The organism is Pseudoalteromonas lipolytica, assembly GCF_003515105.1.
In the GTDB taxonomy this organism is placed as follows: Bacteria; Pseudomonadota; Gammaproteobacteria; order Enterobacterales; family Alteromonadaceae; genus Pseudoalteromonas; species Pseudoalteromonas lipolytica.
The window spans coordinates 323,919-343,015 of sequence record NZ_CP032090.1 but is presented as its reverse complement, the minus strand read 5'-3'; the positions used below and the strand labels follow the sequence as shown (position 1 = coordinate 343,015).

The 19,097-nt window shown below is 42.6% G+C and carries 20 protein-coding genes; 15 read left to right on the top strand and 5 right to left on the bottom strand.

Translation table 11 applies throughout. From position 1 onward, the window contains the following. Positions 1 to 214 precede the first annotated feature (214 nt). From D0907_RS01580 to D0907_RS01565, 4 genes are all read left to right on the top strand, one after another. Positions 215 to 634, top strand: coding sequence for a hypothetical protein (locus D0907_RS01580; protein ID WP_036974036.1), 420 nt, complete (start codon positions 215 to 217; stop codon positions 632 to 634). 8 nt (positions 635 to 642) lie between these two features. Next, complete coding sequence (locus tag D0907_RS01575) at positions 643 to 843, top strand: helix-turn-helix transcriptional regulator (protein ID WP_036974038.1); 201 nt, start codon at positions 643 to 645, stop codon at positions 841 to 843. A gap of 149 nt (positions 844 to 992) precedes the next feature. Then, the gene (locus D0907_RS01570) at positions 993 to 2,159 is read left to right on the top strand and encodes a hypothetical protein (RefSeq protein ID WP_036974040.1); all 1,167 of its coding nucleotides are present in this window, start codon (positions 993 to 995) and stop codon (positions 2,157 to 2,159) included. A gap of 287 nt (positions 2,160 to 2,446) precedes the next feature. Further along, the gene (locus tag D0907_RS01565) at positions 2,447 to 3,124 is read left to right on the top strand and encodes a TorF family putative porin (RefSeq protein WP_118843938.1); all 678 of its coding nucleotides are present in this window, start codon (positions 2,447 to 2,449) and stop codon (positions 3,122 to 3,124) included. 70 nt (positions 3,125 to 3,194) lie between these two features. Here the strand turns inward: D0907_RS01565 and D0907_RS01560 are convergent, their stop codons facing one another. Beyond that, positions 3,195 to 4,088, bottom strand: coding sequence for an aldo/keto reductase (locus D0907_RS01560; RefSeq protein WP_036974044.1), 894 nt, complete (start codon positions 4,086 to 4,088; stop codon positions 3,195 to 3,197). A gap of 169 nt (positions 4,089 to 4,257) precedes the next feature. Between D0907_RS01560 and D0907_RS01555 the strand changes: the two genes are divergently transcribed. The 8 genes from D0907_RS01555 to D0907_RS01520 all read left to right on the top strand — a co-directional run bounded on the left by D0907_RS01555 (position 4,258) and on the right by D0907_RS01520 (position 11,326). Continuing rightward, positions 4,258 to 4,968 carry a YIP1 family protein gene (locus D0907_RS01555; protein ID WP_118843937.1) on the top strand — a complete coding sequence of 237 codons (711 nt, stop codon included), beginning with the start codon at positions 4,258 to 4,260 and terminating at the stop codon, positions 4,966 to 4,968. Between the two features lie 47 nt (positions 4,969 to 5,015). Continuing rightward, positions 5,016 to 6,182, top strand: coding sequence for an efflux RND transporter periplasmic adaptor subunit (locus D0907_RS01550; RefSeq protein ID WP_036974048.1), 1,167 nt, complete (start codon positions 5,016 to 5,018; stop codon positions 6,180 to 6,182). Next, on the top strand, positions 6,182 to 6,889 hold the full coding sequence (locus tag D0907_RS01545) for an ABC transporter ATP-binding protein (RefSeq protein ID WP_118843936.1): 708 nt from the start codon (positions 6,182 to 6,184) through the stop codon (positions 6,887 to 6,889). The genes D0907_RS01550 and D0907_RS01545 overlap by 1 nt, the downstream gene beginning before the upstream one ends. After that, positions 6,882 to 8,120: an ABC transporter permease gene (locus tag D0907_RS01540; RefSeq protein ID WP_036974052.1), complete on the top strand. Its 1,239-nt coding sequence runs from the start codon at positions 6,882 to 6,884 to the stop codon at positions 8,118 to 8,120. Before D0907_RS01545 ends, D0907_RS01540 begins: the two co-directional genes overlap by 8 nt. Before the next feature lie 120 nt (positions 8,121 to 8,240). Then, on the top strand, positions 8,241 to 9,083 hold the full coding sequence (locus D0907_RS01535) for an endonuclease/exonuclease/phosphatase family protein (RefSeq protein WP_118843935.1): 843 nt from the start codon (positions 8,241 to 8,243) through the stop codon (positions 9,081 to 9,083). Beyond that, the gene (locus D0907_RS01530) at positions 9,080 to 9,454 is read left to right on the top strand and encodes a YfeK family protein (RefSeq protein WP_036974056.1); all 375 of its coding nucleotides are present in this window, start codon (positions 9,080 to 9,082) and stop codon (positions 9,452 to 9,454) included. Before D0907_RS01535 ends, D0907_RS01530 begins: the two co-directional genes overlap by 4 nt. Before the next feature lie 36 nt (positions 9,455 to 9,490). Then, entirely contained in the window at positions 9,491 to 10,168 is a 678-nt protein-coding gene (locus D0907_RS01525) for a nitroreductase family protein (RefSeq protein WP_074989825.1), read from the top strand. A 90-nt stretch (positions 10,169 to 10,258) separates the two neighbouring features. Next, complete coding sequence (locus D0907_RS01520; protein ID WP_118843934.1) at positions 10,259 to 11,326, top strand: hypothetical protein; 1,068 nt, start codon at positions 10,259 to 10,261, stop codon at positions 11,324 to 11,326. 16 nt (positions 11,327 to 11,342) lie between these two features. Here D0907_RS01520 and D0907_RS01515 read toward each other — a convergent pair whose 3' ends face one another. Genes D0907_RS01515 through D0907_RS01505 form a run of 3 tightly spaced genes read right to left on the bottom strand, consistent with a single transcriptional unit; the run spans position 11,343 to position 15,981 of the window. Beyond that, positions 11,343 to 12,395 (bottom strand): efflux RND transporter periplasmic adaptor subunit, encoded by a 1,053-nt coding sequence (locus D0907_RS01515; protein WP_118843933.1) that lies wholly within the window; start codon positions 12,393 to 12,395, stop codon positions 11,343 to 11,345. Further along, positions 12,385 to 15,672: an efflux RND transporter permease subunit gene (locus D0907_RS01510; RefSeq protein WP_118843932.1), complete on the bottom strand. Its 3,288-nt coding sequence runs from the start codon at positions 15,670 to 15,672 to the stop codon at positions 12,385 to 12,387. The genes D0907_RS01515 and D0907_RS01510 overlap by 11 nt, the downstream gene beginning before the upstream one ends. 3 nt (positions 15,673 to 15,675) lie before the next feature. Further along, a complete protein-coding gene (locus D0907_RS01505; protein ID WP_036974065.1) occupies positions 15,676 to 15,981 on the bottom strand; it encodes an ArsR/SmtB family transcription factor in 306 nt (101 codons plus the stop codon). A 134-nt stretch (positions 15,982 to 16,115) separates the two neighbouring features. Here D0907_RS01505 and D0907_RS01500 point away from each other — a divergent pair, with 134 nt between their 5' ends. The 3 genes from D0907_RS01500 to D0907_RS01490 all read left to right on the top strand — a co-directional run bounded on the left by D0907_RS01500 (position 16,116) and on the right by D0907_RS01490 (position 18,497). After that, a complete protein-coding gene (locus D0907_RS01500; protein ID WP_036974067.1) occupies positions 16,116 to 16,304 on the top strand; it encodes a YgaP family membrane protein in 189 nt (62 codons plus the stop codon). Between the two features lies 1 nt (position 16,305). Next, positions 16,306 to 16,650 carry a rhodanese-like domain-containing protein gene (locus D0907_RS01495; protein WP_036974070.1) on the top strand — a complete coding sequence of 115 codons (345 nt, stop codon included), beginning with the start codon at positions 16,306 to 16,308 and terminating at the stop codon, positions 16,648 to 16,650. A gap of 62 nt (positions 16,651 to 16,712) precedes the next feature. After that, positions 16,713 to 18,497: an alkaline phosphatase D family protein gene (locus tag D0907_RS01490; protein WP_118843931.1), complete on the top strand. Its 1,785-nt coding sequence runs from the start codon at positions 16,713 to 16,715 to the stop codon at positions 18,495 to 18,497. Here the strand turns inward: D0907_RS01490 and D0907_RS01485 are convergent. Then, positions 18,494 to 19,033, bottom strand: a complete 540-nt coding sequence (locus D0907_RS01485; RefSeq protein ID WP_036974075.1) for a PH domain-containing protein — start codon at positions 19,031 to 19,033, stop codon at positions 18,494 to 18,496. The two genes, D0907_RS01490 and D0907_RS01485, sit on opposite strands and share 4 nt — an antisense overlap. Between the last annotated feature and the right edge of the window lie 64 nt (positions 19,034 to 19,097).

Below are 19,097 nucleotides of genomic sequence, written 5' to 3'. Positions count from 1 at the left end.
AAAAATGGGCAAACATTGTTCATATCATAGCGGGTGTTAAGCCGAAAATCATTGCTAAACAAATAAAAAGGCTATTCAGCAAGCTTAGGTAGACAAATATGAATCGTCGCTGAAATATTTTGAAACCTTTAGGTTACATTAAATAGTTGACTAGATGATACCCAAAGGTTACATTGATACCTAGAGGTTACAATTAAAATTAAAAGGAAGATTTATGTCAAAGCAAGATATCCAAACGGAAGAGAAATTTATGAGCCAAAATGCATGGTTTTCAGTGTTTATGGGGATCACTCTACTCATTATCAGTGTTTACCCTGCGCTTAATCAAACATCGGCCCCCTTGTTGTTTTTAGGCAGTGCTGCTTTTCTGGGATCATTCTGTATGTTTGTGATAAGAGGTGGATTTACATGGAAAATGAAATATCGCCTTACTTATAAAGATGAGTTTTTAAATACGATTGACACCATTGCCTATAAACATGTTGTACTTGGTTTACTCTTTAGTATGGGTGCGGTGTATTTATTGTCTGATGAGTTAGCTTTAGATGTTTCTCATAGCATGATGGCTACCTTTTACCTGGCTGAAATGAGTTTAATATATGGCATCTCAATTCTTTGGCAAAGTAGAGACTAGGAGCAATAGTGCAAAATCATATTGCAAAATATCGCAAAGCCGCAGGGCTTTCGCAACAAGAGCTAGCCGATGCTATCGCTGTTTCACGTAAAACAATTAGTACGGTCGAAACGTCTCGCTTTACGCCTTCAGTGATCATTGCATTAAAGATAGCCCGGCAGTTTAATACAACTGTCGAGCAATTATTTTCACTAGACGAAGCAGATTAACGCCTTTAAATGCAATCTTGTGCAGATTTAACTTATCAAGATTGCATCCCCTGTATTCTTCGGTATGATGCACGCCCCTGTTGCTGTTAGCTTATTTAAGCTAAAATAAAGTGACTAAAAAATATATCAAACTGGAGAGTCTACAAGGCATGAAGAAACTGCTTATTTCACCGTCAAAAATGGCGCTTAGCGAGCAAGAAAGTCAAATTTATCAAAATATTCTCAAGCAATCTTCAGAGCTAAGCCTCAACCTAATGGCCGTGAAAGTAGACAACCACCCAGAAGACTTTTTAGGTTGGTGCTATGAGCTACTCAGTGCAAGCCGCGATCGTATTAACTATGATTTATTAGAAGATAAGCAGTTACCGACATTAAAAAAACTTCACGACTTACTGATCTCTGCCATTAGCTTCTTGCAATTGAAAACGCTGCGCGTTGCACCTTGGCCTGTTGTTACTGGCTTTATTGAGCAACATAAAGAGCTCATTGCGCTTGATGAGCAATTACGTTTAGCAAACTACATTGGCGCAATTAAATCACAAACTTTAAAAGAAATGATTCCAGAAGACCGCTTGGCTTTTGCAGGCAAACACACGGCTTCTCTTGACCCAAGTAGCTATAACTTTGATGTTGAATGGTTTGCTTCAACCAAAAGCGCCAAAGGGTTCCATCAAATGTTGAGCGACCTGCCTGCGGCTTTTGACGAAGCCCTAGCGCACATTCCCCTAGAAGGCGATGTGACACAAGAACACTATCAACATTTTATGGTTGCTTACTTTATGGCCTTTACAGGCAGCGAAGAGAAACCAACTCTTGCGCCTGCAACACGCTTATTAGCAATGCGCCGCCCAGATGTATTTACGCCTATTACAAATAGTAAGCTTGATGCGCTTTGTGCTTCGTTGGGAGTTCCTAAATTAAACAACCGTGATTTTGAACGTTATTGGCAAGACGTGGTTACAGCAATTCATAGCATGCCTTGGTTTAAAATGGCTGCTGCAGCAAATGATCATGAACAATCACTTATTGAGATAAAAGCGTTACTACCGTGCTTTTTCTATTATGCCGATAACACCACGGCTGATAACTCTAACTACATTAAACTGCTTAGCAAACCGAAGAGCACGGGCAGTTCTGCAGGCAAAAAAACCGTGCGTCGCGGCAAAGAGTCTGCTGAGATTTTAGTAGACCGCGCGCTTGCAAGTGACGATATCCCCGAGCATATAAAAGCAAAACGAGACTCTATCGTTAGCGAAGTTGAAAAAGGCCGTAGCGTTGAAGAAACAATCAGCCTAATGCGTGCCATTTTTGGCTAAGTCTCTATCAAACAAGAAAAACCTGGTTGCTTCGCGATTGTGCAACCGGGTTATTTTTTGCACCACAGGTGTGCGCATGAACAATTCAAATAAATCTAAACTTTAAAAAATAACACGCTTAAAAGGCTGTTTTTAAAGCAGTTAAACATAAAATATCCCTTTCAGAATTAACTTGGCACAACCAGTGCTACATCGTATCCAGACAACACATAAAAACTGTCCTCAAATAATAACCAGACTGCAATCTGAAATGGGGCAAATCAACATAACAACAGGATACGAGAAACATGCTAAAACTAAAAAAAACGGTCGTAGCAAGCGCCATTGCGCTATTAACTTTGAGCTCAACATATAGTTATGCAGAAGTAACAGCAAACGCTGCGGCTACTTCAAACTATTTATGGCGTGGTCAAGAGCAAACTGGGGGTGATGCTGCAATTCAGGGCGGTATTGATTACGCAAGTGAATCTGGCTTTTACGCAGGTACTTGGGTATCGAATGCCAGCTGGGTTGACGACATGACTTACGAGCTAGACCTTTATGCAGGTTTTGGCGGTGATATCAATGAAACATTTAGCTACGATGTTGGCTACATTTATTATGCTTACCCTGATGCAGCATCTTATACTGACGCTGACTTTTCAGAGATCTACGGTAGCATCAGCATGGGTAGTTTCACTTTTGGTGCTGCAATCCTTGCTACATCAGCAGCCAGCGGTGACGGTACAGATTTTGGAGATTCTTTATACTTAAATGCTGACTATAGCTTCCCAGTTGGCAGTACCGGTGCAGAAATGGCTCTTCATCTGGGTCATTACTCAGGCGATTTCATTGGTGATGATAATATCATTGACTACGGTGTTTCTGTGTCAAAAGACGGCTTTACATTTGGCGTGTCTGACACAGACATTGATGGCTCTGATGTAAAAGTGTATGTCGCTTACGCAGTTGACTTTACGCTTTAAAAAAGAATGTGTTACTTGCTGCAACACGAAGGGCCGAAAGGCCCTTTTCTCGTTAAAGCGCACTTTAAAATTATGGCACACTGTGGCCTGTAGAGCCTTGCCAAATACGATACCATTGCTCACGATTCATCGTGAATTCTTTCGCTGCGACGGCTGATTTAACCCGGGCAATGTTGCCTGTACCCAATACTACCGATGGCAAACTTGGGTGCATGAGTAACCAAGTATACACAACTTGATCGATAGAGCTGGCTCCAATTTCGTTGCCAACTTGCTCCAACACCGCACGCAAACGCACTGCTTTTTCATCGTCATTTGAAAATAAACGCCCGCCCGCTAAAGGTGACCAAAGCATGGGTTTAATATCAAGTAATTGGCATTGATCCAAAGTCCCATCATCAAGCGCTTTCATCTCATAAGGCGAAAACTCTATTTGATTCGTGACTAAATCAAAGTCTAAACGAGACTGCAATAAGCTGAGTTGTGACGGCGTGAAGTTTGAAACACCAAAGTCAATAACATCACCATTTGCTTTTAAAGTATTGAATGCTTCAGCTACTTCATCTGCATTCATTAAATAATCAGGGCGATGTATCAATAACACATCTAATCGGTCGGTATTAAAGTGTTTAAGCGATTGCTGAGCGGATGCGATGATATGGGCTGCACTCGAGTCATAATGATTCGCTTTGCCTTGCAAGCCTAAACTGGGAAATGCGGGTTTAATTCCACATTTAGTGATTATTTTTATTTCATCACGAATACTCGGCTTTAATTGTAACGCTTTACCAAATTCAGCTTCGCAGCCGTATTCACCATAAATATCAGCATGGTCAGTGTGTGTAACCCCTACTTCAATGGCTTGCTCTAAAAAGCTTAAGCATTGCTGTGGTGATATTTGCCAATCTAGCAAGCGCCAAAATCCCAGTACTAATTCATCAATACAACGCACATTGTTATTCACTATATATACCTACTTAATCTTGATTATTACACCTATCTTACTCTTTAAAGAATAACACAATTTCCCTATTCACAACTGTTAACATATAGTTACAAATCAGACTTCTAATTAATAATAAATCAGGGTATTTTAGTACCTAAAAATAAATGTTACTTAACAAGGAATAATAATGAAATCGTCGAATGCAGTGACAGCACTAGTTGATATTTTTATCAGCCCAAGCAAAGCGTTTAATGGAGTGAAGGAGGCAAAAGGCTGGTCTTTTGTTGCTTTCATATTACTTGCAGGCATGCTCGCGGCAAGTATGCTCGCTTTTTATAACAAAGCAGATCCTCAGTTTTTAATCGATCAGCAAGTCGCTGCAGCCAGTGTTGATGCCACAATTGCTGAGCAAAAAATGATCCGTCAAAGCATGGAGCAAACGCTTGATATGCAGGTATGGTTTGCGCTCTTTGGTGGTATTATTGGCTTAGCTGTTATTAATGCATTGATGGCGGGTTACTACCTATTTGTATCAAAGCAAGATCCAGAGGCTAACTATAGCTACGGTGCGTGGTATGGGTTTGGCGTGTGGACCATGATGCCAATGGTTATTTCAAGCTTGGGTATATTGATCCTCGTTTTAACTGCCAGCAACAACCAGCTTTCACCAACCCTCTTTAATTATGCCTCAATCAATCAATTGCTCATCGGCCTTGAGGTCGGTCATCCTTTTTATAGCATGCTTGAAAGCCTAAACATTTTCTCTATCTGGGGCATTGTACTAGCGGCAGTCGGTTTAAAGTGTTGGACTAACTTCAACTTTAATAAAGCACTCCTGTTTGCTGCCCTACCCAGTATCGCGATCTACGGTATTTGGACAGTTATTGCAATCATCTAGCTATCAAATGAGCGGCATTGCCGCTCTTACTCCCACAAGGAAGTAACATGAAAAAAGCCATCATTATTGGCCTTGCTATCACGGCATTTGCAGCATTACTCATATCTAAGCAAATAACAAACAGCAAAAAAGTGCCTGAAATGCATGTAGCAAGCGTTGAACAAGGTAGTATTGCTGATTCAATTTTGGCCTCTGGTAATCTGGTATTTAACACCCAAGTACAGTTACGCTCAGAAGTCACTGGGCGGGTTGCGAAGGTATTTGTTGAAGAAGGTGAAAGTGTCACCGAAGGCGATATTTTAATGCGCCTTGATACCACTGCATTTGAATCTGAGGTGGCGCGAAACAAAGCGGTGTTGCGTGCAACCGAGATTGATATTAAACACAGCGAAACACGCCTGAAAAATATTGAGCGACAATTAAGTCGACAAAAAGAGCTCTATGAAGTCGGGCTTGCAGGCCAAGAAGTGTATGAAAACCTACAAAACGCGCGTGATTTAGCCGAAATTGATATTGAAGCGAAACGTGAAGCCTATCATCAAGCACAAGCGTCGTTGCTGATTGCCGAAGACCGTTTAAATAAAAGTGTGTTTCGCGCACCCATGAGTGGGCTACTCGCTTCTGTCAACATTAAAGAAGGTGAGACCGTGATAGCCGGTACGACAAACATTATTGGTTCAGACCTAATGCTAGTCGCCGACCCCAGTGCAATTTTAGCGGAGTTACGGGTTGATGAAACTGATATTGCTGGCATAAAGTTAAATCAACATGCCGACATTTATGCCGCAGCCTACCCTAATCAACCCTTTACAGGAAAAGTCATAAACATTGGCACTTCAGCAAAAAACCAACCAGGTTCACAAGGGCTATCGTTTAAAGTCAAAGTGCTGCTTGATGCCACTGAGCGTCAACTTTATGCTGGTATGAGTTGCCGAGCTGAAATTGCCACAAGCATTACCGAAAATGGTTTAAAACTCCCCATTGAAGCAATTCAAAAGGAAGACGATACCTACTTTGTATGGAAGCTAAACGCCGATAACACCGTCACTAAATCGCCTGTTAAGGTGGGAATTTCATCAGATATAGAGCAAGCGATAACACAGGGTGTAACGGTGGGTGAGCGCATTGTGATTGGTCCTGCAAGACCGCTTAGTTCATTAAAAGATGGCGATACCGTGGCAATTAAAGACAGCCTTGTAAAAGGGGCATCCTGATGTCTGTGGTAATCAAACTGACTAATATTAATAAACAGTACAAAATGGGCGAGCAAGTTTTCAAAGCCCTGGATGACATCAATATCGAAATTGCACAAAATGAGTATGTTGCCATCATCGGCCCATCGGGTTCAGGTAAATCAACCTTAATGAATTTGCTTGGCTGTTTAGATACCCCAACCAGTGGTGATTACTATTTAAAAGATAAGTTAGTTAAACAAATGAGTGAAACTGAGCTTGCTCATCAACGCAATGAAAGCGTGGGTTTCATATTTCAAAGTTTTAACTTATTACCCCGCGCTTCCGCACTGGAAAATGTTATGCAGCCGCTCGTTTATCGTTTTATCTCCGCGAAAGAACGCAAAAAAAAAGCGCTTGAGTCATTACAGCGTGTTGGCCTTGGCGATAAAGTGAACCATTTATCTAGCCAGCTATCTGGCGGTCAACGACAACGTGTAGCCATTGCCCGCGCGCTCGTAACCAAGCCACACATTCTACTTGGTGATGAGCCAACCGGTAACTTAGATAGCAAAACGACCACCGAGATCATGGCCCTATTTGATGAATTACATAACGAAGGCCACACCATTATTTTAGTGACTCACGAGCAAGATATTGCCGACCATTGTCAACGCGTTATTCGACTCGTCGATGGGAAAGTGGTGAGCGACACTCGTAAAGGTGAAGGAGCAAGGATGCATGTTTAGATCTGCTATTGCAATAATGGAAGGAAGTAAAGCGGCACTCATGGCAATTAAAGCCAATGCCATGCGCAGTGCCCTCACCTGTTTAGGGATCATCATTGGGGTCGCTGCGGTTGTCACTGTGGTGGCCGTTATGCAGGGTTTTACCAAACAAATTAATGACCAACTCGCTGATATGTCTCCAGATGTAACTAATATAAAGCCCTATACCAGTGTTGAAAAAGAAATGGTGGGACAGCAAGCCAAGCTTACTTATAGCGACTTCTTAACCTTAAAGGCGCGAATAAAAGAGGCTGAAACCTTCACTGCATTAATGTTTACATGGCGATTTTCTGGCGCTGCTGAATATGGCAACAAAAGCCACTCGTCACGAGTGATGGGCACCGAACAAGATTATCAAAGAGCCTACCGTACCTACCCTGAATTAGGCCGATTTATTCGCGCAGAAGATGACGAAAAGCGCCGTCGCGTTGCTTTTATTGGTCCATCGATAATTGAAAAGCTTAACTTACCCGACAACCCCGTTGGCGAGTACATTAAACTGGGCGGTGAGTGGTTTCGCATTATTGGTGTTGCTGAAAAGCAAGGGAGCTTACTTGGCTTTGATCAAGACGATTATATTAATATTCCGATCAGCACCATGAGTGCCCTCGAAGGGGGTAGCGTTGATACGAATGTACAAATGATGTTCCGCTTAAAAGACGACGCTAACGAAGCACAAGTGTTGGCTAAAATTCGTCGAATTCTCAGACAACTTCATAAATTAAAAGACGGTGATGAAGACGACTTTGAATTTGAGACCGCGGAAAAAGTCCGTGCTAATGTTGATAAATTTACAGGTAGCGCAACTGCCATTACCGCTGGAATTGTAGGTATAAGCCTAGTCGTCGGTGGAATTGGTGTGATGAATATCATGCTGGTTTCGGTAACGGAACGTACCCGCGTTATCGGCACCTTAAAAGCCTTAGGGGCAACACCTGGTTTTATCATGCTGCAATTTCTAGTTGAAGCTGTCGTGCTATCGCTGTTTGGCGGCTTAATTGGTTTAGCGATTGGTTATGGCGCTGCCGCACTGATTTCAATATTAGTGCCGAGCATGCCAGAAGCCTACATACCGGGTTGGGCGATTATGCTGTCGTTTGGCTTTACTTCATTGATTGGTATTGTGTTTGGTTTAGCGCCCGCTATTAAGGCTGCGCGTTTAAACCCAATTGATGCGCTGCGTTATGAGTAAAACATCGCAGTGTTTATATGTGATTGAGTACCAGAAAAGCATCTCTTTTTTAGCATGCTTACTTTGAACTAAACTTAAGTTGTCTTCAACTAACGGTTAGGTCAGCAATTTAGGGGCATTATGGCATCGTATCTGCACTTATTGTTTTTGAGTTTATTATCTTGGCACAGTCTTTCAAGTGAGCCACTTTCTGATGAACAACAAGGGCTCACAAAAACGGCGGCTAATTTAGCTGGCTGCCAGCAACAATTAGCACAAAGCCGTCTGCAAACTTATGCGGGACACTATATATTGCCATATCAATTTGAACTGCTCAGTTGGAATATTTATAAAGCCCAAATTGACGGCTTACTCAACGACTTAAACACACTCAATGAAAGTGCAGATATTGTCTTATTACAAGAAGCCATTAAAGACTCAACCCTTACCAATCTAAAGCCTTATTGGCGTTTTGCCAAAGGCTATAAAAGTGGTAACGTGCAATCTGGTGTCATGACCTTAAGCCGCTGGCCAGCTACAGTACACTGTACATTAACGCATGTAGAACCGTGGCTGCGCAGCCCAAAAGCGACCAATATCGTTGAATATGCCTTACCAAATCAACAGTTATTACTCAGTGTTAACCTACACGCTATAAACTTTACCTTTGGCATTAGCGACTTAAAACAACAACTCGATGATGCCGCAGACATTATGCGCCATCACACCGGCCCCATTATATTTGCTGGCGACCTCAACACCTGGAGTGATGAAAGACAACAACTCGTCACACAGACACTCAAAAACCTTGGTTTACATGAAGCCATCTATTTAGACGATAAACGCACCAAAGCATTTGGATTAGCACTTGACCAAGTGTGGGTACGTGGTGTCAAAATAGAAACAACGGTTGTGCCTGAGCTTGAAAGTTCAGATCACAACCCCATAATTGCAACCCTCACGATAGAGCAAGAAGCACAATGAAAGTAATGATCAAAGGATATTGGCTACTGAGCCTGATGTTACTATCTGTTAGTCAATTAAGTTATGCCAACACTGCAGAGCAAGAGATTAATCATTTAATAGATTTTGTGGCGCAGAGCGATGCTATTTTTATTCGCAACGGGACCGAACATTCAAGTAAAGATGCCGCCGAGCACTTGGCGATGAAATACAGTAAAGCAACTCGTTACGCTAAAACCGCCGAAAAGTTTATAGAGAATCTCGCCAGTAAAAGTTCATGGAGCGGTAAGCCCTATAAAGTCAGACTTAGCAATGGCACGTTACTTACATCAAAAGACTGGTTAAGTAATGAGTTAGAAGACTACCGCCGAAACCTGCATACACAACTATAATGTGATACATCATTAACAGATAAGAAGCGAAAAGCCATGCAAGAACACAAAAATAAGCCACTCAATGATTTTATTGAATACCCTCACGACGAAATGCTCAAGCGTGCAGAAGAATTTTTAGCCGTGAGTCAGCGACGACACAGTATTCGCAGTTTTAGTGACCGCCCAGTCCCAAAAGAAATAATTGCAACCTGTATTAAAGCCGCAGGTACTGCACCGAGTGGCGCAAACCATCAACCTTGGCACTTTGTTGCGATACACAGTCATGACGTTAAAAAACAAATTCGTGATGCGGCAGAAAAACTGGAACGCTCCTTTTACGAAGGCCGTGCTGGCGAAGAATGGCTGAACGCTCTAAAGCCACTTGGCACCGATGCCAGTAAACCCTACCTTGAGCATGCCCCTTGGCTTATTGCTGTATTCAGTCAAAAGAAAGGCGGTATTACATCCGATGATAAAAACACCAACTATTATGTGCATGAATCTGTCGGCCTTGCCACAGGCTTTTTGATTCAAGCCCTGCACAGAGCAGGACTTGCCACACTAACGCATACGCCAAAACCAATGAGCTTTTTAACCGAGGTTTGTGGTCGAGATAAAGATAACGAACGCCCTTATATGCTCCTTATCGCAGGCTACCCGAGTGCTGATGCAACCCTGCCTGAGCATGCCTTAGTGAAAAAGCCACTGGACGAGATAGCAACCTTTATTTGATTGACAAGATAAAAGTGCGCTCACTTTTTTATAATAAAAACACACTCACAAAGTTAACATCATAAGATTAAATCAAAGCAAGGAGCTACGATGAAACTATTCTTTTTTTATTTTTTACTTTTAACTCTTATAAGTAACACTGTAAGTGCTATTGAAAAAGATATTACTCTGCATTTATGTGAAAACTGCAGTTATAACGAAGCTAAGTATTATGCAAATCAAGAGTCACCACACATGCGTTGTGAGTCATCGAATCCAAAGCACGAAATGACTTTAGGAAATGAAGCGTGTTATGCCGACAGTAAAAAAGTAATTATTGCAGACACACAAAGCGATAACCACTTTGTTTTTTTGATTAGTTATAAAAACCAAGGCCTACCGGCTTTGAACCTTGAGAAATATAGTCAAAATATCTCACCAGCAAGTAATGATTTATCAGTTATAAACAAAGTCAAAATAACTGATAAAAACTTTTCTACTTTTATAAAAGAAGCTCAAGCGCAAATTAAGCAGCAACCTGTAAGCAGCTCTTCCGACACCACGAATAACTTCATGTCAATAAGCGAAACTAACTCTGAGACATGTCCTTCACACATAAAAAGCGCAGTTAATGCTGCATATGGCGGAAAAACAGCTTCAGAATTACAAACGAAGTTAAATGATAAAGTTTATCGAGATTTTAAAAACCCAGAATCTGCCTTCATGACAGATAAAATGGATTCAACGGGATTTTCGCTGTTTGCTTTAGGGTTTTCATATCAAGGTAGCTGGAAAAAAGTATCACGCAACTTCAATACCATAGTTGATTTACCTACCCACTCTGATGTACCTGACAGCACAGGTTATAAAGTGGTTTTTAATGTAAAGTGGATTAAAGAATTCAGGGGATTAGATGTCGAATTAAATCCATTATTTACGAAGTTCGAAGGATATACACTCTCTCTGCTAACTAAAAGGGGAGTGAAGGAGATCTCTTCTTGCCTGGAAGAAGCACTGGATCAAAATTTATCTCATTCATCTAAAACTCCCATAGGCAGTGGCAGCAGCCACTCACCTATTTTTGGAGGAAGTTCAGGAGGTTGGGATAATCATTTATGTGAAAAACACTATCATGACATTCAAGGCGAAAAAATAGCGACGGTTAAAGTCCCATGCTAAATATAAACTGGTTACATTAATAATCGACAGCCAGCACATCACCAGGGTTTAAGCCTGCAACGATGTGCTGCTTATTACCCACCATTTCGCCTAAGCGTACGTAGCGACGCACAATATGACCGCCTTTTTTCACATACACCATACTTAATTGACCATATTGATGCACCCAGCTTGGGTCAATCAATACGCCTTTGGCAGTGACCAATGGTAAACGTAATTGCGCATACAATCCCGGCATTAACCCTATTTGAGCCTGCGTTTCTAAGCGGATTTCCATACTGCGCGCTGCGCTATCAGCTACGGGAACAATTTCGGTTACCGTTGCGCTCATAGATGTCGATAATGCTGGAAGCGTTACTGTTAATGTTTGCCCAACAGCCAACTTAATAGCTTGCTGCTCCCTGACATTAAACGCCAATTGCAATTGTTGTGGGTTATAAATCGCAAGTAACGGTTTGCCCGGAGTAGCGGTATCACCCGGTTCAGCAAATCGCTCTACGACCACGCCTGAAATAGGCGCTTTAATTTTTGTAAAACTCAATGCCACTTGCGCTTGAGTTTGCTGCTGCTTAGCAATGGCTAGATTTGCGCTTAAATTATCAAACCTTGCTTTCGCATCATCATAATCACTGACTGACACTAAACCTTGTTTGAAAAGGTCATTAACTCGCTTCAGCTGCTTTTCAGCTTGGGTAAGCGAGGCATTAATAGCATTAATTTGTGCGTCACTTTGAGCAAGCTGTGCTTTAAAATCGTCTTGTTGCAAGGTAATTAATACATCACCTTGGCGCACAGTGTCACCAGCACGCACATTTAAACGCTCAACTTGCGCCATAACGCGCGATGATATTTGGGTATTTTGCTTAGCAATAACGGTCCCTGGCACAATTTCATCACGTGCAATATCAGCCAATGTCACGGTTAGTAACTGACCTGTGTACTCACTCGCCGCGGGATTTTTTATGCCTGGGGCTTGTTTATCAGAAAAGCTGCCAGCCATGTAAAGTACCGCAACAATAATGACCATTAACGCGATAATTGAACCAATAAGTTTCGATTTACCCTGCATGAGCGTGTTCCTCTTTGGCTGCATCCTTTGCAAACACTAAATAATAAACCAGTGGCACAACAAACAATGAGAACAGTGTTGATGCCACAATACCAAAAATAATCGCAATCGCTAGGCCACTGAACACAGGGTCTAAAGTGATTACCAAGTTACCTAATAAAGTGGTGCCTGCGGTCAGTAAAACAGGCCGCATACGCACAGTACCCGCTGCAATAAGTGCTTCTTTAATAGCCATACCTTGCCCGCGCGCTTGATTAATAAACTCAACTAAAATAAGTGAGTTACGCACAACTATCCCCGCAAGCGCAATCATGCCTATCATGGCCGTTGCAGTGAACAGCACAGGCTCAGGGGCGCCAGCAATACTGCGCTCACCAAATTGATTCAATAACCAAAAACCCGGCATGATACCAATGACCGTCAAGGGAATAGCCGACATAATAATCAGTGACAAACTGGCAGAGTGTGTTTGAATACGCAGAATGATAAAAATGGCCGTTAATGCAAACGCAAACGCAATCCCCATGTCACGGAATACATCAATCGTTATGCGCCATTCACCTTCACCACTGAAAGTGACCTCTGTCCCCGCAGGTAATTGCCATGACGCGGTGCCACCGTTACTAAAAAAATGCCTGCTTTGCCAATCACTTTGCTTGAACGCATTACTGCTAACCGCTAAATCTGCATTAACATCGGCAATTACCTCAGCGGGTGTCCGGCCATTGAGTTCAGCCATGACGTAAACCACATTTCGCTGATCTTTACGCATAATCGGTTTTGCAACATCGTGATATTTAAATGCCCCTAACTCAGATAATGCCACCAGCGGACGTGGCGCACTTTGCAGCCCAAACTCATCGCTGGTTTTTGCAAGCTCTCTGTCGCCACGAACTTGCAATGCGAGTAACTGAGCAAATTGGTTACGATCTTGGTATGGTAGCTGCAATTTAATAGCGACAGGGTTAGTTTCTCCACTAACATACAGCACACCGACATTTTCACCGTGCGAGGCAATCGCTAAAGCGTGTGCGATATCTTGGGTTGAAACAGCCGATAACGACGCTTTGGTTTTATCCGTTATGAAGCGTTGTAATGGCGCATTAGCAGCCATACTGGTATCAACTTCGACTACATGCGGTTCTTGTTTAAGTCTATTTGCAACAGCAGCTGCAGCCTGATGGTGCGTGTGTGTATCAACAAATGGATCACTGTATACTTCGGCCACCAAGGTGCTTAGGACAGGAGGCCCAGGCGGTACTTCAACCACTTTTAGCACAATACCCTCGGTTGCCAGAGGGGCTAATGCAGCACGTAAGCGCATAACCACACCATGAGATTGATGGTCACGCTCGGTTTTATCAACTAGTAATACTCTAAGCTCAGCAAGGTTTGCGGCTTCTCTTCGGTAATACCCACGGACCATACCATTAAAGTCCATGCTTGATGGCTGGCCAACATACGCTGCCGCTTCGCTCACTTCATTTAATTGCCAAGTGACCGATTGCACTTTTCGGGTAAAAGCGGCTGTTTGCTCAAGACTGGTGCCTTCTGGCATATCGATTAAGACTTGGAGTTCGTTTTTATTATCAAACGGTAGCAACTTTAATGGGACAGCGCGCATTACTGGCAGCATGGCACTGGCGATAAACAACCCTAAGGTGGTCCATAGTACTAGTTTTGCACGGCCTTTAGATTCAAGTAATGGCGACAAAATACGCTCATATAAACTATGAGGGTTGGCCTCTAATTGCATGTTGTCATCAACGGGGGCTTTGAGTAATTTCATGGCCAGCCATGGCGTCACAAAAAACGCCACCATAGTTGAAACCATTACACTAACAGGCACATTGAATGCCATAGGTGCCATGTAAGGGCCCATCATGCCAGTAATAAACGCAAGCGGAATGAATGCCACCATAATGGTTAGAGTCGACATAAATAGAGCCACTCTAATTTCACTCATGGCATCAACAATATTTTGTTTTTTATCACCTTTTTTAGTGATAAAACGACTGATATTGTCGATTCCTGTAATAGGATCATCAACAAGTAAGCCCAGAGATAAAATCAGTGCAAACAGGGTTACTCGGTTAATGGTATACCCAAATGCGAAATCGAGCGTTAAAGTAATACCGTAGCAAATAGGCACCGCAAGACCGACCACAATAGCGGGTCGCCAGCCTAAAAACACACCAACAAAAATAACCACTGTAAATACCGCAAACACCAAACTAGAAGTGAGGTTATTCACTTTTTCATTGGCAGTTCGGCCATAGTCACGCAGTACCGTGTAGCCAACTTCATCAGGCAATAATGTCACCGATAGCTGATTCATCACATCATGCACTTGATTCGCAACAGCCACCGCATTTGTGCCTGCTTGCTTGGCAACACTAATCGTCACTAATGGCAGTTGCTGCTCAGTATCTGATTGAGCAAGCCATTGATAACTTTGTGCTTCGCTGGGGCCATCGGCGACAGTCGCCACATCATTCAAATATACACTTTTACCATTTACTACGTTAACAACGAGGTGTTCAATTGCCGACTGAGTACGTAATACATCCCCCACTTGCAAAGCAATGTGCTGTTTACCATCTACAACACTGCCAACATTAACCAGCTGGTTAGACACCTTGAGGGCATAATATACGTCGTTTAAAGTGGTTTGGTGTGCCGCTAATGCGCTGGCATCAAGGTCGATAGTGAGCTGCCGAGTTCGACCTACTATCACTTTGACTTCGCTGGTATTTTCAATGCGCTGTAAGCTTGTGGCAATTTCATTCGCAAAACGCGTTAACTGATAGTCATCATAGAGTTTTGGGTCTTTGCTGAACAACCCAAGCATCACAATTGGCACATCATTCACCTCAACGGGGCGAATTTGCCACGATGTAATCACTGACGCCATAGTGTGCTGGTAACTGTAAAGCTTGGCATACGTATCGAGTATCGCTTTTTCGCGATCATGGCCCACTTCAAAGCGCAATGTAACCACGGCATTATTACTGTGTGTCGTCGAGTAGATGTGTTCAACACCGGTTAATTGCGCTAATAGCTTTTCTAATGGTTCTGTCACTAACCGAGCGACTTCTGGGGCTTCAACATTCGGGGCAGCAACATAAATATCGAGCATGGGCACCACTATTTGTGGTTCCTCTTCGCGTGGTGTTTGCTTTAGCGCCATGAGACCAAGCAGTATCGCCATTATAAAAATAATGACTGGAATTCGCCCACTTAAGCTATTTTTTACGGCATTATCGATAGCATTCATCCCTTAACTACCTTTACAAAATAAACCATGAAGTGTTTCTAAAATAGCCATCACACTTTTATCAACGACACGATAGTAAATTGTTTGGCTTTCACGACGAGTCGCCACAATTTCAGCTTTTCTGAGTGCAGCTAAATGCTGAGACAAAGCAGACTGTGCCAGAGGAACCGCTTCATTAAGCTCACTGACACTCAGTTCTCCCTCTTGCAATGAGCATAGAATCATCAAGCGATTTTTATTCGCTAAGATCTTTAATATTTGCTCTGCTTGTTCAACATTGTCGGCCATTGCCGCAAAATCGATGTTCATAATCACACCACTCTATATTCTTAAATACCCGTAAAGTATAGATAGATATATTAGAAAAGTCTAATATTAGAATTTACTAATGTAGTTTTTTCTAATATATTAATTACATCACCCTTTGTTATTGAGGTTTAATTATGAAACTAAATGACGCGCTCCGCCTTATTGCTGGTGTAATGATCTGTATTTCATTGTTGCTCCAACAGTTTCACAATCCTATGTGGATTTGGTTTACGGTATTTATTGCTCTAAACTTAATTCAATCGGCATTCACTAAGTGGTGTCCTATGATCACCCTATTACGCAAACTTGGCATGGAGGATTAGTATGCTAACCCCAATTCCTGACCTAATGAAAATTGTTGCCCCTAATCAGCGCCGCATTAGTGCAGAGCAAGCAAAACAAGAATTAAGCGAAAATCATGGTTTATTAATTGATGTACGTGAGCCCGCCGAACATGCCACAAAAGCCGCAACAGGTGCGATTAATATCCCGCGCGGTGTGCTTGAAATGAAACTAATGGAAATTGAAAAAGACCCTGCTCGACCAATCTATTTGCACTGTGCAAGTAGCGCTCGGGCCACACTCAGTGCTGAAGCACTAACCCGCGTAGGTTACGAGAATGTCACAGTAATTACGTGTAATGCTGAACAAATCTGCCACGTTTTTTAGCTTCACAGAACAGTAACACTGGTCGGATAAGCTCTTACTTTTCTATTAACAGGTACAGAGCAATGACATTTACACGAAGACATTTTTTAAAAGCATCGGCGGCCGGATTTGGGGTCGCCGTTTTATCTTTAGGCTTAACGGGCTGCACTTTAGACGACGATGAAGATGTCAGCACCCATGTCAGTTTTGACCATGGCGTTGCAAGTGGTGACCCACTGGCCGATAGCCTTATAATTTGGACCCGCGTTACGCCTCTTGATACCGCAACCTCCAGTATTAAAGTCAAGTGGCAAGCATCTACCGATGCTAATTTTGACACGATTAGCCACGATGGCGAGACCGACGTAACAGCGGCAACTGATTTCACCTTAAAAGTTGATCTACAAGGATTAACTGCAAACACCACCTATTATTTCCGCTTTATAAGTAATGGCAAAACATCACCTATTGGGAAAGGTAAAACACTCCCTACGGGCACCATTGAGCAAGTAAAATTTGCAGTTGTGTCATGTGCCAACTACCCCGCAGGCTTTTTCCATGTGTATGGTGAAATAGCTAAGCAAACCGATTTAGATGCGGTACTGCATTTGGGTGATTACATTTACGAATACGGTAATAACGGCTATGCCACAGAGGATGCAGCCTTACTTGGACGCTTACTGCCCGATGATAACAGTGAAGAAATTATTTCGCTTACTGATTACCGCAAACGCTATGCCCATTACCGTACAGATAAAGACTTACAAGCCGCACACGGTAATTGCGCATTTATAACGGTGTGGGACGACCACGAAATTACCAACGACACGTGGAAAAATGGTGCTGAAAACCATAACGAAGGAGAAGGCGATTTTACCGAACGTAAGCTGCACGCCTTACAAGCCTATTTTGAATGGATGCCAATACGCAATGTCGCCGATAAAGAACGAATTTATCGCCGTTTTGAATTTGGTAATTTAGTGTCATTGCACATGCTCGATACGCGTGTTTTAGCCCGTGATGAACAACTAAACTATGCCGACTTTGATTTAACAAGTGCACAAGGACAAAGCGATTTTGCCGCTGCAATCAGTTCACCATCGAGAGCCCTATTAGGAAACGAGCAACTCACTTGGCTTACCGACGGGTTAAGTACGGCAACAACACAATGGCAAGTACTGGGTCAGCAAGTATTAATGACTAAAATGCACTTACCTTTTGAAATACTGCAACTATTAATGTCAATTCAAATAGCACAAGCCGGAGGCAATGATCCCAGTGAGTTACTTGCAAAAGCCAATGTATTATTCAGCGAACTTGCGCAAATTAAAGGACACATTTTAGCGGGGGATCCAAGTGTGACAGCACAAGAACGAGCACGGGTAGAAACAACAGCACCTTATAACCTAGATGCATGGGATGGTTATGCTTACGAGAGAGAAGTGATACTTGGCACGGCAATCACTGCAGAGAAGAACCTCGTGGTCCTCGCTGGCGACACTCACAATGCATGGGCAGGCCAACTCGTTACCGATGCGAGTAATCCGTTTGCAGCGTCACTCACTGCCGGCGTTGAGTTTGCAACGTCTTCTGTATCATCACCTGGCCTTGAAAACTATTTGGCACTCAACAGCCAATCAGCCGAAACAGTTGCACAGATGGAACAAGTGATCGCATTACTGGTTAATGACTTGGCCTATAATAACCTAGTTGAACGCGGTTATTTAACAGTCACTTTCACCGAACAGCAAGCGCATGCAGAATGGCAATTTGTAAGCAGTATTAAAACGGCCAGTTACACCATGCTCAATGATCGCAAAAAAGCCTTTACGCTAAAAGCTGGCAGCACAACGTTGCAATCTGTTTAACGCTTTTCATCTAATAGCGTAACTAACATTTGCTCAATGTTTTTTACGCTATAGGTCAGTGAACGCAAAAGCGCTAACTGGCTATCCTCAGATTGTGGCTCAGCCTTAGCGCTTGTTTGGCTTATTTCATCCTTTTGCTTTAGGATGGCTTCACGAAATTCAGCAGCATCAATCACGCCGAGTAAAGACACCAAAGCCCCCTGACCAGATTGCCCAGCCGTTTCGAAGCTGAGTCGGTACAAACCAAACTGGCGCATTAAAGGCCCTTGGCTTAATGCCACATCAGTGATTTTTTCAAGCGGTATTGATTTTTCTTCTTTGAAGAACACACCCCGTTTAACGACCAGTTTTCGCGTTAATAGCTGTGCCGACATAGCAGCTAGAATACGCCCTGCCACCAGCCAAATAATAAGAGCAACAATAGGGATAAAAGGAATACCTATCATACTAATCACACAGGTAAACATACCCAGTAATAACCAATACTGTTTTACTTTAGGATTAAAGCGGGCGCTCAATATACTTGTCTCTGACATCACAGGCTCCTTTATAGGTGATTTATGACCATAAACAATCTTCAGCTCTGCTTCAATAAAAATA

What these genes read in the sequence shown, in the direction of transcription:
- D0907_RS01550 (WP_036974048.1), top strand. Translation starts at nt 5,016, where the DNA reads ATGAAAAAAGCCATCATTATTGGCCTTGCTATCACGGCATTTGCAGCA.
- D0907_RS01570 (WP_036974040.1), top strand. Translation starts at nt 993, where the DNA reads ATGAAGAAACTGCTTATTTCACCGTCAAAAATGGCGCTTAGCGAGCAA.
- D0907_RS01505 (WP_036974065.1), bottom strand. Translation starts at nt 15,981, where the DNA reads ATGAACATCGATTTTGCGGCAATGGCCGACAATGTTGAACAAGCAGAG.
- D0907_RS01520 (WP_118843934.1), top strand. Translation starts at nt 10,259, where the DNA reads ATGAAACTATTCTTTTTTTATTTTTTACTTTTAACTCTTATAAGTAAC.
- D0907_RS01485 (WP_036974075.1), bottom strand. Translation starts at nt 19,033, where the DNA reads ATGTCAGAGACAAGTATATTGAGCGCCCGCTTTAATCCTAAAGTAAAA.
- D0907_RS01500 (WP_036974067.1), top strand. Translation starts at nt 16,116, where the DNA reads ATGAAACTAAATGACGCGCTCCGCCTTATTGCTGGTGTAATGATCTGT.
- D0907_RS01580 (WP_036974036.1), top strand. Translation starts at nt 215, where the DNA reads ATGTCAAAGCAAGATATCCAAACGGAAGAGAAATTTATGAGCCAAAAT.
- D0907_RS01535 (WP_118843935.1), top strand. Translation starts at nt 8,241, where the DNA reads ATGGCATCGTATCTGCACTTATTGTTTTTGAGTTTATTATCTTGGCAC.
- D0907_RS01510 (WP_118843932.1), bottom strand. Translation starts at nt 15,672, where the DNA reads ATGAATGCTATCGATAATGCCGTAAAAAATAGCTTAAGTGGGCGAATT.
- D0907_RS01495 (WP_036974070.1), top strand. Translation starts at nt 16,306, where the DNA reads ATGCTAACCCCAATTCCTGACCTAATGAAAATTGTTGCCCCTAATCAG.
- D0907_RS01525 (WP_074989825.1), top strand. Translation starts at nt 9,491, where the DNA reads ATGCAAGAACACAAAAATAAGCCACTCAATGATTTTATTGAATACCCT.
- D0907_RS01515 (WP_118843933.1), bottom strand. Translation starts at nt 12,395, where the DNA reads ATGCAGGGTAAATCGAAACTTATTGGTTCAATTATCGCGTTAATGGTC.
- D0907_RS01490 (WP_118843931.1), top strand. Translation starts at nt 16,713, where the DNA reads ATGACATTTACACGAAGACATTTTTTAAAAGCATCGGCGGCCGGATTT.
- D0907_RS01540 (WP_036974052.1), top strand. Translation starts at nt 6,882, where the DNA reads ATGTTTAGATCTGCTATTGCAATAATGGAAGGAAGTAAAGCGGCACTC.
- D0907_RS01565 (WP_118843938.1), top strand. Translation starts at nt 2,447, where the DNA reads ATGCTAAAACTAAAAAAAACGGTCGTAGCAAGCGCCATTGCGCTATTA.
- D0907_RS01555 (WP_118843937.1), top strand. Translation starts at nt 4,258, where the DNA reads ATGAAATCGTCGAATGCAGTGACAGCACTAGTTGATATTTTTATCAGC.
- D0907_RS01530 (WP_036974056.1), top strand. Translation starts at nt 9,080, where the DNA reads ATGAAAGTAATGATCAAAGGATATTGGCTACTGAGCCTGATGTTACTA.
- D0907_RS01545 (WP_118843936.1), top strand. Translation starts at nt 6,182, where the DNA reads ATGTCTGTGGTAATCAAACTGACTAATATTAATAAACAGTACAAAATG.